Source organism: Acinetobacter sp. IK23 (assembly GCF_035615275.1).
In the GTDB taxonomy this organism is placed as follows: Bacteria; Pseudomonadota; Gammaproteobacteria; order Pseudomonadales; family Moraxellaceae; genus Acinetobacter; species Acinetobacter seifertii.
The window spans coordinates 1-18310 of record NZ_JANBNX010000037.1 but is presented as its reverse complement, the minus strand read 5'-3'; the positions used below and the strand labels follow the sequence as shown (position 1 = coordinate 18310).

The window sequence follows — 18310 nt, the reverse complement described above, 5'->3', positions numbered from 1 at the left end:
ACAGCACATGGCTACTAATTATGGTACAGGTCGCCGTAAGACCGCAACTGCACGTGTTTTCTTGTCAGCTGGTACAGGCAAACTCGTTATTAACAACCGTACTTTAGAGCAATATTTCGGTCGTGAAACTGCTCGTATGGTTGTTCGTCAACCTTTAGAACTTTTAGAAGTTACTGAAAAGTTTGACCTTTACATCACTGTTAAAGGTGGTGGTATCGGTGGTCAAGCTGGCGCGATCCGTCACGGTATTACTCGTGCGCTTATCGCTGCTGACGAAACTTTAAAACCTGTTCTACGTCAAGCTGGTTTCGTTACTCGTGATGCTCGTGAAGTTGAACGTAAGAAACTTGGTTTACGTAAAGCTCGTAAACGTCCTCAATTCTCTAAACGTTAATTCGTTTACCGAATCGGACAAAAAGCCTTGGATTTTTCCAAGGCTTTTTTATTATAAAAATAGAACCAAAAGATAAGAACTTATAAATATAAAAACTATCTCTTTAGAACCGTGATTTCCTAGAGCATTTTTAGTATTCTAATCGATTCACTCAACCACGTCGTCTTGTGATATGTCGGTCGAAAATACCTCTATTCAGGGGATTACCCTTTACAGCCATGCTGATGATTTCCGTTCTCACTGGATTCGTTTCTTATTAGCAGAAAAACAAATTAAATATCAATTGATCATAACTGATCACGAAGATGAGGATTTAGCAAGTCTAAACCCTTATAACCAGTTACCGATGCTCCTTGAGCAAAACCTGAAATTATTCTCAGCCCCCATTATTGCTGAATATCTTGATGACCGATATCGTCAGAGTAAACTTTACGCCGATGCGCCGATGGCACGCGCAGAACAACGACAATATATTTGGCGTCTTGAAAATGATTGGTTCAAATTAGCTGATTATATGCTCAAACATGTAGATACTTTAAATGTAGAACAAAAACAAAAAGCCCAAAAAGAATTACGTGAGACCTTAATTTCTCTTACTCCACTATTTCAGCATTTTCCTTACTTTATGTCCGAAAATTTTTCAATTTTGGACTGTATGCTCGCCCCAATTTTTGTGAGGCTGAATAGCATGGGAATTGATTTACCAAAGCAGCAGTGTCGGCCTATATTTTTGTACTGTAAACGTATCTTTAGCCGCCCTTCTTTTGTTAAATCAATGACGGCCCAAGAGAAAACCCGTTACAATGATCAATTAAATATGGAATAGTGTGATATGTCTGAGCAAACTATTGAATTAACCCCTACACGTCCTTATCTTGCTCGTGCAATCTATGAATGGATTTGCGACAACAAACTCACACCTTATTTACTTGTTGATGCAACACAGCCACATACGGATGTACCACAACAATTTGTCAAAGATGGTCAAATCGTTTTAAACATTGTTCCACATGCTGTACATCAATTATTGATTACCAATGATGCTATTACTTTTTCAGCACGGTTTGGTGGAGTTTCCAAGAATATTTACGTGCCTATTCAAGCTGTTTTAGGCCTGTATGCACGTGAAAATGGTCAGGGTTTATTCTTTGATCCAGAAGAATATGCCAATGTCACTCCTGCAGAAAATGTAATGGAGCCAGAAGTACAAGAATCAACTGAAACAACATCGAGCAAGAAAAAACCAACATTAAGAATTTTAGATTAAATTTAGAGGAATAAAGTATGGCATTTGATTTAGTCCAATACTTTGCTGAGCAAATAAAAATTCAGAAGCCTCAGCTTTTAAATCAATATCCAGCAAATGAAAAGAATAAGCTGATTGATGAAGTTAACGTGCTAACACTTGGCAAGTTAATCAGCTTATGGCGTCAAGATGATAGTAAAATTTATAATGAAATAAAAACTGCTGATCCACTATATATTCAAGAAGTAGCGCGCCATCTAACTACATCTAAACATAATCAATCAGTTTTAAAAAATACTGAGCTCGAACAAAGTATTTCTGAAATTCTCACATTACAGTTAACAGAGCTGAATCAGCTTGATGACACTGGTGGGTTCGGTCAAAATGGATTGAAAGAGCTCATCTTAGGTCAAGTTGAACATTTATCAGGCCAAGCGGAAGACTGGGTTTGGTCAACAAATCACCTAACAGAGTTAATTGGTTCTAAACCTGTTGAGCAAGAAGAGCTATCATTGGATACAACAATGAAGGAGTTTAACCAAATGGTTCATCAAGCCCAACCATCCCACGAAGATTTGCATATTGAAGAACAAACAATCGAAACTTCAGTTCCTACATGGTCAAAGATCATTGCTCCTGTAGTTGCTTTAGCAATCTTGGGTTATTTGTACTGTATTTATACTCAGCTTGTTTAATTTCATCATAAACATTAAAGGAGGAACAAATAGTTCCTCTTTTTTTATTTTAAAAACATAATTTATTATCCCATATTATTTTAACATTCTATTACAATTATTAAATTTTGAATGAAAATTATATAATGCAAACCTGAGCACAATATTAAAAGGATAATGCATAAATTTTCTTATAATATTTTTTATAATATGACATTTTTGGTCACTTACTTACCCAAACATCAATTTTAATTTAAACTTGTTTTATTGACTTAAGCTTGGGTAGAAATATAATGATTTTTAACTACTTTTAAATAAAAAGTAGTAACTATAATTTTATAATCCTGAGAGATAAAAATGGCTAAACTTTCTTTAGATAGCTTAACTGAAATTGATGGTTTTGTTGCATCTGCACTTGTTGATTCAGAAAGTGGTTTATCACTTGCAACTCAAGGCGGTGGGGAAATTGATTTAGAATTGGCTGCTGCTGGAAATACAGAAGTCATTCGCGCAAAGAGAAATGTCGCTAAATCATTGAAATTAAATTATAATATTGAGGATATTTTAATTACTTTAGGTAAAGCTTATCACTTAATTCGTCCATTAGAGAGTAATAACAACTTATTTCTTTATTTAGTACTTGATCGTACTAAAGCAAATTTGGCTATGGCTCGTCATGAGTTAAAGTCATTTGAAAAAGAGCTAGACTTCAGCTAATTGATTTAATTTATGCTCTTTATATTAATTATAAAGAGCATAAAAAATCACTAAACTATTTAATAAAACTTAAAATGATACTATGGATAGTCATTGCATAAATATTGCAGTTTCAGGTTTAAGCTTAAAAGTTTCAGATGAATTAAAAATATTAATCCGAAATTTAATATCCAATCAATATGGGATTAATTGGGTTAACATTTCTAACAATAATATTGATTTATTAATCATTAACGAAAACTTTTTTGATGCAGATAACATTCAAAATATTCTTCAAAAGAAAAAAATTCCTTATTTAAAAATTACCAAAACACCTTCACAAAATGGAAACTCTATATATGAACATACTTTACACTTTCCCTTAGAAAAGTCAGAACCCCTTCTATCTTGGCTACAAAAAAATGTATTAGCCTCTTTAGAATCTACTGCTATTAACTCTACGTCAGCTTTATCAAATGAAATGGCTCTCATAGATGGACAATTTATAAAAAGTTTACATAGTCAGGAAAATACCAAATTACATTTATTTGATGATAAAGGTACGCTCGCAATTATTGATAACAGGACTCAAGTCGCTTGGGTAGAACCTTCTCGTCAAAAAGCACATACCAATATGAGTTTTAATTTTGCTTTTGCCAAAACCTCAGACTTTACAAAGGTTTCACGTAAAAAAGGTTATTACTTAAAAGATTGGTTATGGAATCTCATCTGGTATTCAAATGAGTTTGAGAATTTAGCTTCGGCTGATGGTTATTTCAAAATAGATCATTGGCCGCAACCCTATCAAAAAGAATATAGAAAAATTAGCCTTCAGCTCTCTGCCTGCTTTATTCAGGGAGCAAAAGTCACTGATGTAGCAAAACAACTTAACCAACCAATCGATGTTATTTTACGTTTTATTACGGCTTGCTTAATGGCAAATAACGGACAATATGTTTCTGCAAATAAGTGCTCATACGCTCCTCAAACGAATTCAGAAGGCTCAAATAGTGAAAGTCATTTTTTTAAAAATTTCATAGGAAAAATTAGACGTCGTTTTGGTTTTTAAGGAACAGTATGATTATACAGCAATATAAAATTGTCTTTGCGGGCAGTATGGGGGCGGGAAAAACAGAAGCGATCAAATCGCTATCTGAAATTCCAATTTTAGGAACAGAAGCATTTAATACAGATGTAGAAAGCCATCAAAAATCACAAACAACAGTCGGAATTGATTACGGCGAAATTACACTAGATGATGGTGTTAAAATTGGCTTATATGGAACACCTGGACAAAGCCGTTTTGATTTTATCTGGTCAGTTATTTGTGAAGGCGCAATCGGTATTATTCTTCTGTTAGATCATAACAGCCCAAGTGCTATTAGCGAGCTAGAAAGCTATTTGGAAACCTTTAAAAACTATAATAATAATATTGCGATTGGTATTACACATATTGATGAAAATAAAGAATCTTCACTTCAGCAGTATCGTAATTGGTTAACAGAAAATGAACTTCAATATCCATTATTTTTTATTGATGCAAGAGAACAAGAGCACATTTCAATGATGGTTGAATCATTAATTGCATCACTTGAAGTTAAGGTAGGCGCAACATCTCAAGGGAAAGATCATGCTTAGTATTCCAGTTCAAAAACGAACCGCTCCAACACAATTGCTACAACTTGCAAAAAGTGAAGCCCAAAAAATTCTGATGAATACACGTGGTGTAGACTTTGTGATGATTTGTTCTTCAGATGGGTTTGAATTAGCAACAGTCAGCCATAAGAACTATCATAACACCACTAAATTAGCTGCGGTGAGTAGTTCTATTTTGGCAATGGTCACTGCATTTTTAAAAGAAATTCAACTGACTGGCTGTAATAACATCACCTTAGATGCAGATAATGGTAAGGCCATTTTAACGGCCATTCCAGCGATCCATCACCCGATGGTGATGGTTACCCTAAGTAATAGAGATGTACTTTTAGGGCAGCTGCTTTATAGCCTAAAAAAAGCAAGCCAAGTGATTGCAGAGACAGATGGAGAATAACCCACACGGCTATAAAAAAATACCGCCCAATAAGAGCGGTATTTTTTATACTTGGATACTAAATAGCATTTGCCGTTTTTTAACTTGCTGCCCTTGTTGGCCTAAAACGTCTTCAATAATCCCATCAACATCAGATTTTATCTGCTGCTGGATTTTCATAGCTTCAAGCACTAGTAAGGTCTGACCTTTCACCACTTGATCGCCTTTATTCACCAGAATATTAACCACAGCACCATCCATTGGTGCACGAATTTTGCCATCACCAGCCGCATCAACTGTTTCTGGAGCGGCATAAGTTACGTTGCGAATTGCAACATTGCCATTATCTCGATCTAAATAAAGCTGATCACCATCTAATACATATTGGACACGGCGACGCACACCATTAATTAAATAAACTAGGTAATCTGGCGTTCTCTCAAGTACTTCAATGCAAACTGTTTGATCACAGAACTGGGCCGTAAATGTATTATTCACAGATGAAAGCAGTAATTGAATTTGCTGATCATCATATTTAAGTTTTAATGGTAATGGCACACCTAAGCCAGTTTGCCACACTGCCGTACCGTTACTTTGGCTAAATAATGCCGCGGCAATTGCTAAGGTTTCTAAGGATAGAACCTGCTTATGTAGACTGCTGTCATTTTGAAAATGCTGTTGAATGAACGCAGTATTAGTATCTCCTGCAACAACAACTGGATGACGTAATAAATTGACCAAAAATTGTTTATTACTATTTACACCTAGCAAAACACAATCATCTACGGCACGAGCCAGTAAGCGAATCGCATCCTCACGGGTTTTACCGTATGCAATCACCTTTGCTACCATCGGATCGTAAAATGGGCTGACTTCATCGGCTGCTAACATGCCATGATCGATTCGCACATTTGGTAAAGTTGTAGGCTGCCATCGTAAAACCTTCCCTGTTTGTGGTAAGAAATCCTGACGTGGGTCTTCGGCATACAAACGCACCTCGATTGCATGACCGTTTAACATCAATTCATGTTGTTGCAAAGGCAATTGTTCACCATTCGCCACACGTAACTGCTATTCAACTAAATCTAGCCCCGTAATAAGTTCGGTTACCGGATGCTCGACCTGCAAGCGTGTATTCATTTCCAAGAAATAAAATGCACCGGATGCATCAAGCAAAAACTCAACTGTACCGGCCCCTACATAAGCACATGCTTTTGCTGCTGCTACAGCTGCCTCACCCATTTGCTGACGTAGTTCAGGTGTCATGACTGGACACGGCGCCTCTTCAACTACTTTTTGATGGCGGCGTTGGATTGAACAATCACGCTCAAACAAATAAATATAATTGCCATGAGTATCACCAAAAACCTGAATTTCGACATGGCGCGGAGCAATGACTGCTTTTTCTAAAATAAGCTCACCTGAACCAAATGCATTTTCAGCTTCTGAACGCGCAGTTTGTAAAGCTTCAATCAATTCGGATGATTGTTGTACCAAACGCATTCCACGACCACCACCACCCGCAGAAGCTTTGACCATAATTGGAAAACCAACCTGTTCGGCTTGTCCTGCTAAGTATTCGAGATCCTGTCGGTCACCTTCATAGCCCGGTACACAAGGGACGCCCGCCTCAATCATGGCAATTTTTGAGAGACGTTTACTACCCATTAACTCAATTGCAGAAGCAGTAGGCCCAATAAACGTAATCTGGTTGTCGATACAGGCCTGAGCAAATTCAGTATTTTCTGACAAAAAACCATAACCAGGGTGAACCGCATCAGCACCTGTTTTTTTGCAAGCTTCAATGATTTTGGTAATAGCGAGATAAGACTCAGATACTTTAGATGGCCCAATGTAAACAGCTTCATCTGCTTCTTGTACATGGCGAGCCTTACGGTCAGCATCAGAATAAACTGCGACAGTTTGGTAGCCCATTGCCTTAGCAGTCTGCATGACTCGAACTGCAATTTCACCACGGTTGGCAACCAGTACTTTTGAAAATTTCATTATTTTTATCCTTATCTTTTATGACTCATCAGCCCAGTTTGGCAAACGTTTCTGGATAAAAGCCATTGTTCCTTCTTGTCCCTCAGCCCCACCAACTGCTTGAGCAAACTGCTGTGCAGCATCATCTAGCAATTCATTTAAAGGTTCATTGAGCGTTCGATGTAACAGCGCTTTAGTCACACGCGAAGCTTGAGGAGCTGCTCGTTTAATGTGTTGAATGGTTTCCTCTAAAGCTTGTTCAAGTTCAATTTCATTATGTGCAATTTTATGAACAACTCCGACACTTAATGCGGTATGCCCTTCAAAACGCATACCGAGTAAAGCAAGTCGACGCGCCTGAGTCAGGCCAATACGTTTCACCACAAAAGGAGCAATTTGTGCAGGAATCACACCTAGACCCGTTTCAGGTAAACCAAACTGGGCATTGTCACGACTAATCGAAACATCCGAAACACATGCCAGCCCAAAACCACCACCTAAAACAGCACCTTCTAAAATCACTACAACCGTTTGCGGAGAAGCTTCAACTTGCTCAAGCATGGCACCAAAACGGCGATTAAAGTCAGCATAAGGTTGTAGACTGCTGACATTGGTCGCTTCAACACGCAAAGCCGCCATGTCTTTAATGTCACCACCTGCACAAAAAGTTCCGCCTTCACCACGGATAATTACCGCACGAATTGAAAGGTCATCGCGAATGGCAGTAAAAACTTGCTGAATGGCATTGACCATCTTCAAGTTCATGGCATTACGGCTTTCTGGTCGGTTTAACCAGAGATATAAAATACTGCCGTCTTGTTCTAATTGAATGCTGTCATCAATATCTAGAGCTTGTAGAGAGGTTGAAAGTGTCATGGTGTATTCCTTATTTTTATTTCTGCTTTTTAGGTAGAATGTCCATTAACTTACAGATAATCCCCAACATAATCTCATCTGCCCCACCTCCAATAGAACCTAAACGACCATCACGATACAGCTGTGATGCTGGGTTATCCCACATAAAACCGTTACCACCCCAATATTGCAGACAGCTATCAGCAACTTCACGAGTTAAACGTCCAGCTTTGAGTTTTGCCATAGATGCCAGCTTGGTCACATCTTCACCTGCAATATGCTGTTCACACGCTTGGTAGGTTAAGGCTTTAAGCGCTTCTACTTCAGTCATGAGTTCGGCAAAACGGAAATGAATATATTGGTTATTGATGAGCGGCTGACCAAACGTCGTACGCTCTTTGGTATAGGTGATAGTCTTCTGGATTAAATTTTCCAAACCACCAATCGCATTAGCACAGGCCCATAAACGCTCTTCCTGAAATTGCATCATTTGCATCATGAAACCCATACCTTCAACACCAACCAAGTTGCGCTGAGGTACACGTACATTGTCCAAATAAACTTGTGCTGTGGTGGTTGAACGCATACCTAATTTATTTAACGGCTCTGAAAAACTAATCCCTTTAGTTTTTGCCGGTACAATAATCATCGACTTGTTGACGTGTGGTTTATCATCAGACGTATTGGCTAAAAGGCAAAAGAAGTCGGCTTGCAATGAGTTAGTAATCCACATTTTACTGCCGTTAATGACATAGTCATCGCCATCTTTTTTAGCAGTCGTTTTAATAGCAGCAACATCCGAACCAGCATGCACTTCCGATACCGCAATTGAGGCAACATATTCCCCAGCAATGGCTGGTGTTAAAAACTCATCGCGTAATTCTTTACTACCAAAACGCGCCAAAGCAGGTGTCGCCATATCGGTTTGTACACCAATGGCCAAAGGCACCCCGCCGCAAGCCGCATATCCAATTTCTTCTGCAACCACAAGGTTATAGGAATAATCTAACGCTAAACCGCCATTTTCCTCAGGCTTACAAATCCCTAATAAACCAAGATCACCCATTTTTTTAAATACGTCGTGGATCGGGAAACGCCCTGCTTCTTCCCATTCGGGAATATGTGGATTCAGCTCATTTTGAACAAATTGACGCGCTGTACGACGTAATGCTTCATGTTCGGCAGTAAATTTCATGGTGTTCTTCCTATTAATTTTTTTAATTACGGTAAAGGTTGATTAAAAACGGGACACACCAAAACGGGTCGGATTCAACTCGCGTTGCTGTGCTTCATAAATGGTTTCTAAAAGGAAAATTAATAATTTTCGGGTATCTCTCGGGTCAATAATGCCATCGTCATGAAGCATAGCTGTATTGAAAAGCGCGGTAGATTGCTGCTCTAATTTCATAGCCGTACTTTGCTCAAGAAAATCGAGCATTTGCGGATTCGGTTCCTGACCAGACGCCTTTTGCTTTCCTTCGGCAACAATACGCAGTACTTTTCCAGCTTGTGCAGATCCCATGACAGCAACATGCGAATTTGGCCATGCAAAAATAAAGTCTGGCGATAAACTCCGGCCACACATCGCATAGTTTCCGGCACCATACGACCCTGCCACAACAATCGAAATTTTAGGTACAGTACAATTGGCAACCGCTTGAATCAGTTTCGAGCCATGTTTGATAATGCCATTTTGCTCTGCATCAGTTCCCACCATAAAACCAGTGGTGTTATGCAGGAATAATAATGGACGCTTGGTCTGCTCACACAGGTGAATAAACTGAGCTGCTTTCGCCGCCCCTTGAGGTGTAATTGGACCATTATTGGTAATAATACCGATATGTAATCCACCAATCTTTGCCCAACCACAAACCGTTAAATCATCATATTCCTGTTTAAATTCTAGAAAATCTGAATCATCAATAATGCGCGCAACCACTTCTTTCATGTTAAATGGTTGTTTAGGGTCATTTGGAATCACACCCAACAGTTCATCGGCATCGTAACGAGGTTCTTTATAAATCGTTTCAACTGGTTTGATTTGCTCTTTCCAGTTCAGATGTTCAAAAATTTCACGTGCAAGTCGAATACCATCAGCATCATTTTCAGCTAAGTATTCTGCTGTTCCAGCAACCTGTGCGTGCATTTCTGCCCCCCCCCAACTCCTCTGCTGTGGCAACTTCACCAGTTGCTGCCAAAAGTAAAGGTGGACCTGCAAGAAGCATTTCGGTTTGCTTACGTACAGCAATCACATAATCAGAAAGACCGGGTTGATAAGCACCACCTGCCGTTGCATTACCATGAACAACTGCAAGCTGTGGAATACCTGCCGCTGAAAGACGCGCCTGATTGGCAAAGGTCATACCACCATAGGTAAACACTTCAGCCGCATAATTTAAGTTGGCGCCACCACTTTCAGTCAATGTAATTAACGGGAGTTTTTGTTCTAAGGCAATTTTTTGCAAACGCAAAGTTTTTTGCACGCCCATAGGGGACATGGTCCCACCTTTAATCGCGCTATTACTTGCAGAAACCAGACAACGCACACTACTGACAAAACCAATGCCAGCAATCACACCACCACCCGCTTCTGAACCATCTTTATCATCATGCATGTTGTAGCCAACCAAACCACACAGCTCAACGAAAGGCGAATCGGCATCAAGTAATAACCGTACACGCTCATGCGGCAGAATCTTGCCCTTTTTATCGAATTTCGGTTTAGCAGCATACGATTTATCAATGCTTTTTTGTTGAATAGCACGGACTTCACTCAGCTGAGCAAGCAGTGCCTCTTTATTCTTTTGATACTGTTCACTACCAACAGTAATTTCGGATTGGAGAATAGTCATTTTTTATTCCTCACTCCGAGCCTAAATTATTGCTTCGCTCGACTTTCTCAGTCTTATCTTTTTTAAAAATTTCAGGAATAAACGCGCGATGGAAACCATTATAAGACTGACTATTTGTTGCTTCGGCTAGTGGATACATGCGTGTCCCTTGTGATGCTGCACCATCAATACGCAAAGTTACACCTGACACAAAAGCCGCAGCATCTGACAGTAAATAACAAATCGCCGAAGAAACTTCTGATTCAGTTCCCATGCGTTTTAGCGGTACATTGCTAGCAAGACTTGGAATAATCACTTTGGCAAAATCACCGCTATAATTATCCATACCGGATGACACAACCCACCCCGGTGCAACCGCATTTACACGAACGCCAGATTTCCCCCACTCAACCGATGCTGTTTTAGTTAAGTTATCAACCCCCGAACGCGCAGCACCAGAATGTCCCATTCCGGGCATGCCGCCCCACATATCAGCAGTCATATTGACAATACTGCCACCATGTTTAGCCATCCATTGGTTATAAGCTTCACGCATTAAATAGAACGTTGCGTGTAAATTATTACGCACGACTGCATCGAAACCATTCGCCGAAATATTCTCTAAAGCTGAGGGGAACTGGCCGCCTGCATTATTTACCAAACCATCGAGTTTGCCGAATTTCTCTATCACTTCGGCAATCATATTTTTCACTTGTTCTTCTTCACGGTTATCACAAACAATAAAATGAACCCGACCACCATCTTCTATAATTTCTTGGCTTACTTTCTCTAATTTTTCAATTTTGCGTCCTGTAATCACTACTTGAGCGCCGAGGGCTGCAAGCTCATGTGCCGTACAACGGCCAATTCCTGAGCCACCACCTGTCACAATAATGACTTTATTAGCGAAAGCATCTGGTCTAAAAATTGATTGATAACTCATCTTTGTTTCATCCATTCATTTTATTTTTCTAAAAGATGTGCCGGAACTTTAACTGGCATATCCAATAACTGTTGGGCAAAGGCTTTGCCTTGCGGGTCAATACGCAAGCTGGCAACACCACCACCACCTAAAGCATTCTCCAACATAAAATTTAGTGCATTTAAACCCGGTAACTCATAACGAATTACTCGCCCTTTCTCAGCATTCAAGACATGTTGCATATAGCTTGCAACAGACTGTTCAGTTAGTGCTGCACGAATCCATGGTAAATAGTCTGCTTTACGTGCAATCACGCCAATATTGCTATGATTGCCTTTATCACCACTGCGGGCATGCGCAATTTCAATCAAAGGAACTTCAATTTCATCTCCTTGATAAATTGCATTTTCACCTGCCTTTAAAGTAGGCAATTGCTCTGTAAAAACTTCTTGTGGAATCTCAACAGGGTAGCGTTTTCCTTCAAAATCGATTTCGACACTTACCTGATTTTTATCTATTAAAAATGAAAATAACTTAATCACTGGAGATGCTTTTGGTCGGCCTCCAACAATTCCTGCCAAGGCTGGAGCCATACCTGTAGAGGCCTGAGCAATTTCAGATGCAAAGAACATACATGCTTCTTTAAACATGTGTTTTACAGCTATTTTGACCACCACTTCACGACTATTTAATGTTTGGGCATGTTCGCCATAAGTACTTTCAATACCTAAGATTTCAACCGACTTTTCACTAAAAGGTGGCACCGAACGCATTGTTAAAACACGTTCGCACTTAGTCAAAATCGCATCAGCAATAACTTGTGCTTTTTGTGGTGCCTCACGGCCTGCAATTAAGAAACTCACTAAAACCCGATAACCATCAGGATAGGTCGCGCTGACTTTATATTGTGCAGTCGGAGCTTGTCCTTTTGCGCCCGTTACACGAACCCGATGCTCCCCAACTTGCTCTAAATGCACGTGGCTGAAATCAGCAATTACATCAGGTAGTAAATATGCTTGAGGATTACCTATTTCATAAACAATTTGCTCTGCAACTGTAGCAGTAGAAACCAGACCACCTGTACCTTGAGGCTTAGTTACAATAAATGAGCCATCCTCACTCACTTCAACCACTGGAAACCCCATGTTGTCGAAGCCCTGCACCAATTGCCAATCGGTAAAGTTACCACCCGTACATTGGGCACCACATTCGATGACATGACCTGCTAATGAACCTTGCGCCAATTTGTCATAATCATCGAGCGACCATTGATATTCATGAAGCAAAGGTGCAAGCACCACAGCAGAGTCAACCACACGGCCAGTAATCACAATATCTGCGCCTAAATTTAAAGCATCGCGAATAGCTACCGCACCTAAATAAGCATTACTGCTTGCCACCTGTTCTGGCAAAGCTTCACCGCTAAACATTTCCTGAATATTTTGCTGCTTAACTTGCTCATGTTTCGCTAAAAGATCATCACCTAACACCACAGCCACTTTCAGATCTAGACCATATTCTTTAATTATTTTTTGCAAGGCATCTCGACATGCCAATGGATTAACACCACCAGCATTACTAATTACCTTAATCTTTTTTTCTGCAATTTTTTTAAGTAGGGGTGCCATCACTCGGCTGACAAAATCTAAAGCGTAACCATGTTTTGGTTCCACCATCTTCGCTTTTGCCATAATCGACATGGTGATCTCTGACAAATAATCAAAAACCAAATAATTAATATCGGTTAGATGTACCAGTTGGAAAGCGGCAGTATTGGTGTCTCCCCAAAAACCTGAGGCACAACCTATTTTTACTACACGCTCATCACCCTGTTGATTACTTGCCATCTTATTTCTCATTATTTTGTTTAAAAATTAAACTCAACATTACCAAGCAAGCGCTTGGTTTGTAAAGAGCAAAATGTTATTGTGAAATTGACCAAAACTGCCAAACTCGACAGCTCAGCTAAAACATGATGAGATTTGGCAACCTTTTCTGTTAAGTATTTTTATATAGAGGAACCAGCTTTCGCATGATTGCTACTTCAATTGAACAGATTCCAAATATCTCTTGCTTTGATGACAGCCCGCGTGGTCGTTTATTACGGGGGGCTGCTTACCTATTTCATAAACAAGGCTATGACAAAACTACTGTACGCGAACTTGCTCAATTTATTGGAATCCAGTCGGGAAGCTTATTCCACCACTTTAAAAGTAAAGATGACATCCTCGCTCACGTGATGGAGGAAACCATTATTTACAATCTTGCTCGTTTACAAGATGCGGCAGCCCAATCTACCAATCCAGAACAACAACTCCGTGCTCTTATTAAATCTGAACTCATTTCAATTACTGGAGATACAGGTGCAGCCATGGCTGTTTTGGTTTATGAGTGGTTTGCCCTATCAAAAGAAAAACAAGATTATCTTTTAAAAATGCGTAATGAATATGAGCAAATATGGATAGATGTGATTGAAAAATTACGTACTGAAGGCAAGGTAAAGCATGATGCCTTTATTTGGCGAAGATTAATTGGTGGTGCAATTTCATGGACCGTAACTTGGTATAAAGCTGAAGGTAAAGTCAAAATTGATGAGTTAACCGAAATGGTTTGGGAGATGGCTTTGAAATGAGTTCTGTAATATCTTAGAATTTGAAGAAAAACATGGAAAGAACATGAACGTTGGGTAATTTTAAATGAAGGATGGACAGACAAATAAAATCATTACAATCAATTTTTTTAAATCTTAAAGGTATCTATGGGAAGAAAATCAAAACACCACTATATTCCTAAATGTTATTTAAAAGAATTTACTAAGGGTAGGAAAACTACATCATTATTTTGGTGTATTCCAAACAATAACACCAAATCTTTTCAAACAAGTCCAAATGACTCATGTGCCCAACGTGACTATTATACAATAGACCATATAGATCCATTAATTATTGAAGATTTCTATGCAAATCAAGTTGAACCTAAAATCAGCCTCGCCATTAATTACATAAATATGCGTCAATCCCACAAAGAAATGAAAGACAAAATCTAGTTTTACTTATGGCTGCTTTGTATTTACGAGTACCATTTTTTCGACAACTAGTCCAAAAACCTGTAGAGCAAATGAAAGAAATTATTACGAGTATGGAAAAAGATGTCTCCATATCTAATAAGGATGAATTCAATTTTAATCAAACAGACCTAATTAGAATTGAAACAAAACTTCTTAGTAGAATGCAAAACTATTTAACAACTAAATATTTTCAGTTATTTGTCATCAATGAGCCAGATTTATATATTATTACTAGTGACAACCCATTTGTATTAAGTCATCCACTGGAAGATGAGCAAAACTTTTCTTTCGGGGTGAATACGCCCAATATTGAAATATTAATACCTATAACTAAAAAAGCTTTTATAATTGCTAAGAATGAGCCTTGTAACGAAATCAGTTTTATCGCTGATAAAAAGTTAGTAGCTTTAGTGAATACTAAACTCTTATTAAATTCTCATAAATATATTTATAGTTGTGACGATAAAATTTTATTGTTAGATAGTGAATTGAAAGTCTATGAACACCATATTCAATCAGGATAAAACTTAACAAATCGTCAAGTACTAACAATAATACTTGACGATCTAAAGAAAAATTTAGGCACTATATAAGATAGAACACAATCAATACTTTAACTGTTTGCTAATTAAATCTTTCATAATTTCTTCAGCACCACCACCAATCATATTGACCTTCACTTCACGGTAAATACGTTCCGACTTGGTACCACGCATAAAGCCCATACCACCTAGCGTTTGTACAGCAGCATCAGCACAAAATTGCATAGTACGAGTCGCAACATTTTTAAGCATTGAAATTTGCGCTACCAACTCAGGCCCTTGTAGTTTTGGCTGAGTCATTTTCCATGCAGTTTCTTCAAGTAATGCCCTCGTTGAAGTCAGTTGGGTTGCCATATCTACCAATTTATGGCGTACTACTTGATGATCTATTAATCGCTTACCAAAAGTTTTACGTTGCTGCGCCCATTCTAAAGCTTCTTCGTAACAGACCAATGCATAGCCATAAGCCACTACTCCCAAGAAGAAACGCTCCATATTAAAGTTATTCATAATAACTTTAAAACCGGCATTTTCTTTGCCAAGTAGATTTGATGCAGATACTCGTACTTGGTCAAAATGCAAATGAGCCGTATCTGAAGCCCACCACCCCATTTTCTTTAAAGGCGTTTTAGTAATTCCTTCACTGTGCGCATCAACGAGCAACATTGAAATGCCTTCAGCTCCAGTTTTTGTGGGGTCTGTACGTACTGCAACAGTGTAGTAATCTGCACGAATTCCTGAGGTGATAAAAGTCTTCTCACCTGAGACAATATAATAATCCCCTTCCCGAACAGCTTTAGTTTGTAACGCTGCTACATCAGACCCACCACCTGGTTCTGTAATTGCTAATGCAGAAATTTTTTCACCGGAAATAATCTCTGGGAGGACTCTAGCCTTTAACTCCTCACTTCCAAAATGTTGAATTGGAGGGGCACCAATTGTGTGCACCATGAGTGAAGTATGTACTCCGCCAGAACCCGCCTTTGCCATTTCAATACCAGCGAGTAATGAATAGAATGGATCTGCATCAGGAATACCACCATATTCTTCAGAAAAACCTAGACCCAATAGGCCAATTTCAGCAGCCTTTTTATAAAGCTCTCTAGGAAATGTCTCGGCCTCATCCCACTCATTAACAAAAGGTGCCATTTCTTTTTGCACAAATCGACGAACATTGTCAGCAAAAGCAAAGTGTTGTTCATTATAGTAAATTGGGTTGAGTTGCATATTTAGAAATGTCCTGAAGTTTTTATTTAATTCCTGAACATATCTTGTCATGTTTACTATTAATCAAAAGTTGCAAGAATCTTCAATTTCTTGGCATAAAACATCAAATAGAATTATTTTTATTTAAGTACAACACCTATATTTTTAAACAACAACGACAACCACGTACAGCATAATAAGACTGTGCTCCATTATGATAAATGAAAACTCGGCCATAACGACGATCAGCAAAAAGTGCTCCACCCAATTTACGAATCTCGACTGGGGTTGCAAGCCAACTCGATGTTTTAAGATCAAACTCTTCAATTTGCTGTAATTGACGATATTGCTCTTCTGTTAAAAGCTCAACTCCCATTTCATTAGCAAGATCTATTGCACTGTTTTTAGGAGGATGATCTTTTCTAGATTCTAAAGCCTCACGATCATAGCAAAGGCTTCTACGGCCTTTTGGGGTTTCAGGAGAACAATCTACAAATAAATACTGATCTTTCTGCTCGTCAAAAACAATAACATCAGGCTCTCCTCCAGTATTTTCCATTTCTTGCAATGCCCATAGTTTGTCTGGAGATTTTATTAATTTATCCCGTACATTCGACCAATCGACTTCTTTATGGCGATGTGTGTTCTTTTCAAATCTCTTCTTTAATAGTTCAAGCAGTGGATCTAATTCTGTTGAAGTTAATTGTTTTTTAGTTGTCATTGAATAAATCCTTATAATTATTGGACTGAGCGTCCATCAAAATAATTTATTTTTATTTTATCTAATTCAATGTCGTCTATACATCGAACATTAATCGCAAAGATAGAATTACCCTCTGCATCTGTACCTTGAACATAAGGATGAATACCGCAATTTTTACAGAAATGATGATTAATCACATGCTTGTTAAAAGTGTAATTCGCTAAAATATCAGGAGAATCTAAAGTAACTGTAACTTGATTAGTGGGTAGGAACCAAAGTAAAGACCCTTTCTTTTGGCAAATGGAACAATTACAAGATAAAATTTCTATTAGCTCACCTTCTACGACAAACTTCACCTGTCCGCAGTGACAACTTCCTTTATATTCCATAACATTCTTCCCTTTATAATTTTTTATAGTTTTATAATATTCTTTGTTATAGATCAATTTTTAATCTTATTCCAGACTTTAGCTTTTTCCTCATAATAAACCCTAATAAATTGAAGTAATGACCAATCATTAACTCCAAAAATATTGGCATTGTTTGCATCTATTACCATTTTTAAAAGAAAACAAAGGTAAACCAAAGAACATGAAAGCCATAAAGGCTAATTTTTTCCCTTTTGTGTAGGCTTCAATATCATAACTTCCACAGTTAGGACATCGCTCTTTATTTTTTCCAAATTCTTGCTCTAAGTCTTCACTAAAATCTTTTTCAAGGAAAGCTTTCGCATCATGAACATCTTTTTCTAGTACTAATAAACGAACTCCACCCAATGCATTTGAATAAAACCAGTCCATATTAATTGTATGTTCATTTTCAATACGAGCAGGGATTCCAAAAGCCTCTAATTGAGTTTTTGCAATTTGTGCCTCATACGGAAACGAAAAAGTTTTAACTAAGATGCATTGCATATTAAATTTATAATAAGGTGAATAGTTTCAGAATAGCTTTATTTCTTTATAAATTGAATTAAATTTAATCTCTAAAGGATCAGTAATTAACTTTCCGCTTTTATTGCATGCAATAAAAAACACCCCGGTTTCTTTCGAGACCGGGGTGTTTGAATAATGAGCTGGCGATGACTTACTCTCACATGGGTAACCCCACACTACCATCAGCGCTAAGAGGTTTCACTTCTGAGTTCGGGAAGGGATCA

The 18310-nt window shown here is 38.3% G+C and carries 19 protein-coding genes, 1 rRNA gene and 2 pseudogenes; 11 read left to right on the top strand and 11 right to left on the bottom strand.

All coding sequences use genetic code 11. From position 1 onward, the window contains the following. Positions 1–7 precede the first annotated feature (7 nt). From rpsI to MSG95_RS17445, 8 genes are all read left to right on the top strand, one after another. On the top strand, positions 8–394 hold the full coding sequence (rpsI, locus tag MSG95_RS17480) for a 30S ribosomal protein S9 (protein ID WP_002048725.1): 387 nt from the start codon (positions 8–10) through the stop codon (positions 392–394). Positions 395–566: 172 nt separating this feature from the next. Beyond that, positions 567–1220, top strand: coding sequence for a glutathione S-transferase N-terminal domain-containing protein (locus MSG95_RS17475; RefSeq protein WP_077165727.1), 654 nt, complete (start codon positions 567–569; stop codon positions 1218–1220). 6 nt (positions 1221–1226) lie between these two features. After that, positions 1227–1661 (top strand): ClpXP protease specificity-enhancing factor, encoded by a 435-nt coding sequence (locus tag MSG95_RS17470; protein WP_049065025.1) that lies wholly within the window; start codon positions 1227–1229, stop codon positions 1659–1661. A gap of 17 nt (positions 1662–1678) precedes the next feature. Then, the gene (locus MSG95_RS17465) at positions 1679–2335 is read left to right on the top strand and encodes a hypothetical protein (RefSeq protein WP_004704109.1); all 657 of its coding nucleotides are present in this window, start codon (positions 1679–1681) and stop codon (positions 2333–2335) included. Between the two features lie 336 nt (positions 2336–2671). Then, positions 2672–3031: a roadblock/LC7 domain-containing protein gene (locus tag MSG95_RS17460; RefSeq protein ID WP_324624908.1), complete on the top strand. Its 360-nt coding sequence runs from the start codon at positions 2672–2674 to the stop codon at positions 3029–3031. 82 nt (positions 3032–3113) lie between these two features. Next, entirely contained in the window at positions 3114–4079 is a 966-nt protein-coding gene (locus tag MSG95_RS17455; protein WP_004704103.1) for a hypothetical protein, read from the top strand. An 8-nt stretch (positions 4080–4087) separates the two neighbouring features. Continuing rightward, entirely contained in the window at positions 4088–4648 is a 561-nt protein-coding gene (locus MSG95_RS17450) for a GTP-binding protein (RefSeq protein WP_019456610.1), read from the top strand. Further along, positions 4641–5060 (top strand): roadblock/LC7 domain-containing protein, encoded by a 420-nt coding sequence (locus MSG95_RS17445; RefSeq protein WP_077165728.1) that lies wholly within the window; start codon positions 4641–4643, stop codon positions 5058–5060. The genes MSG95_RS17450 and MSG95_RS17445 overlap by 8 nt, the downstream gene beginning before the upstream one ends. A 45-nt stretch (positions 5061–5105) precedes the next feature. Here MSG95_RS17445 and MSG95_RS17440 read toward each other — a convergent pair. The 6 genes and pseudogenes from MSG95_RS17440 to MSG95_RS17415 form a co-directional block, all read right to left on the bottom strand. After that, positions 5106–7046, bottom strand: a pseudogene (locus tag MSG95_RS17440) (acetyl/propionyl/methylcrotonyl-CoA carboxylase subunit alpha). 18 nt (positions 7047–7064) lie between these two features. Next, on the bottom strand, positions 7065–7901 hold the full coding sequence (locus MSG95_RS17435) for an enoyl-CoA hydratase/isomerase family protein (RefSeq protein WP_324624906.1): 837 nt from the start codon (positions 7899–7901) through the stop codon (positions 7065–7067). A 16-nt stretch (positions 7902–7917) separates the two neighbouring features. Next, positions 7918–9075, bottom strand: a complete 1158-nt coding sequence (locus MSG95_RS17430) for an acyl-CoA dehydrogenase family protein (RefSeq protein WP_077165731.1) — start codon at positions 9073–9075, stop codon at positions 7918–7920. A gap of 42 nt (positions 9076–9117) precedes the next feature. Then, positions 9118–10732, bottom strand: a pseudogene (locus MSG95_RS17425) (acyl-CoA carboxylase subunit beta). Between the two features lie 10 nt (positions 10733–10742). Next, on the bottom strand, positions 10743–11654 hold the full coding sequence (locus tag MSG95_RS17420) for an SDR family oxidoreductase (protein ID WP_213033573.1): 912 nt from the start codon (positions 11652–11654) through the stop codon (positions 10743–10745). Positions 11655–11674: 20 nt separating this feature from the next. Beyond that, positions 11675–13480 (bottom strand): acyclic terpene utilization AtuA family protein, encoded by a 1806-nt coding sequence (locus tag MSG95_RS17415; RefSeq protein WP_077165734.1) that lies wholly within the window; start codon positions 13478–13480, stop codon positions 11675–11677. Between the two features lie 185 nt (positions 13481–13665). On the opposite strand from MSG95_RS17415, the gene MSG95_RS17410 reads away from it, so the two are divergent. From MSG95_RS17410 to MSG95_RS17405, 3 genes are all read left to right on the top strand, one after another. Then, positions 13666–14265 carry a TetR/AcrR family transcriptional regulator gene (locus MSG95_RS17410; RefSeq protein ID WP_077165735.1) on the top strand — a complete coding sequence of 200 codons (600 nt, stop codon included), beginning with the start codon at positions 13666–13668 and terminating at the stop codon, positions 14263–14265. A gap of 126 nt (positions 14266–14391) precedes the next feature. After that, positions 14392–14679 carry a DUF4238 domain-containing protein gene (locus MSG95_RS18950; protein WP_077166353.1) on the top strand — a complete coding sequence of 96 codons (288 nt, stop codon included), beginning with the start codon at positions 14392–14394 and terminating at the stop codon, positions 14677–14679. Continuing rightward, a complete protein-coding gene (locus tag MSG95_RS17405) occupies positions 14649–15224 on the top strand; it encodes a DUF4238 domain-containing protein (RefSeq protein ID WP_265733958.1) in 576 nt (191 codons plus the stop codon). Before MSG95_RS18950 ends, MSG95_RS17405 begins: the two co-directional genes overlap by 31 nt. A gap of 81 nt (positions 15225–15305) precedes the next feature. Here MSG95_RS17405 and MSG95_RS17400 read toward each other — a convergent pair whose 3' ends face one another. The 5 genes from MSG95_RS17400 to rrf all read right to left on the bottom strand — a co-directional run. Next, entirely contained in the window at positions 15306–16469 is a 1164-nt protein-coding gene (locus MSG95_RS17400; RefSeq protein ID WP_151819664.1) for an acyl-CoA dehydrogenase family protein, read from the bottom strand. Between the two features lie 136 nt (positions 16470–16605). Further along, positions 16606–17169, bottom strand: a complete 564-nt coding sequence (locus MSG95_RS17395) for a DUF4256 domain-containing protein (protein ID WP_077166351.1) — start codon at positions 17167–17169, stop codon at positions 16606–16608. Between the two features lie 17 nt (positions 17170–17186). Next, complete coding sequence (locus tag MSG95_RS17390; RefSeq protein ID WP_077166350.1) at positions 17187–17540, bottom strand: GFA family protein; 354 nt, start codon at positions 17538–17540, stop codon at positions 17187–17189. Between the two features lie 129 nt (positions 17541–17669). Next, entirely contained in the window at positions 17670–18065 is a 396-nt protein-coding gene (locus MSG95_RS17385; protein ID WP_077166349.1) for a DUF2007 domain-containing protein, read from the bottom strand. 159 nt (positions 18066–18224) lie between these two features. Continuing rightward, positions 18225–18310: ribosomal RNA gene (rrf, locus tag MSG95_RS17380) — 5S ribosomal RNA — on the bottom strand; the annotation flags it as partial.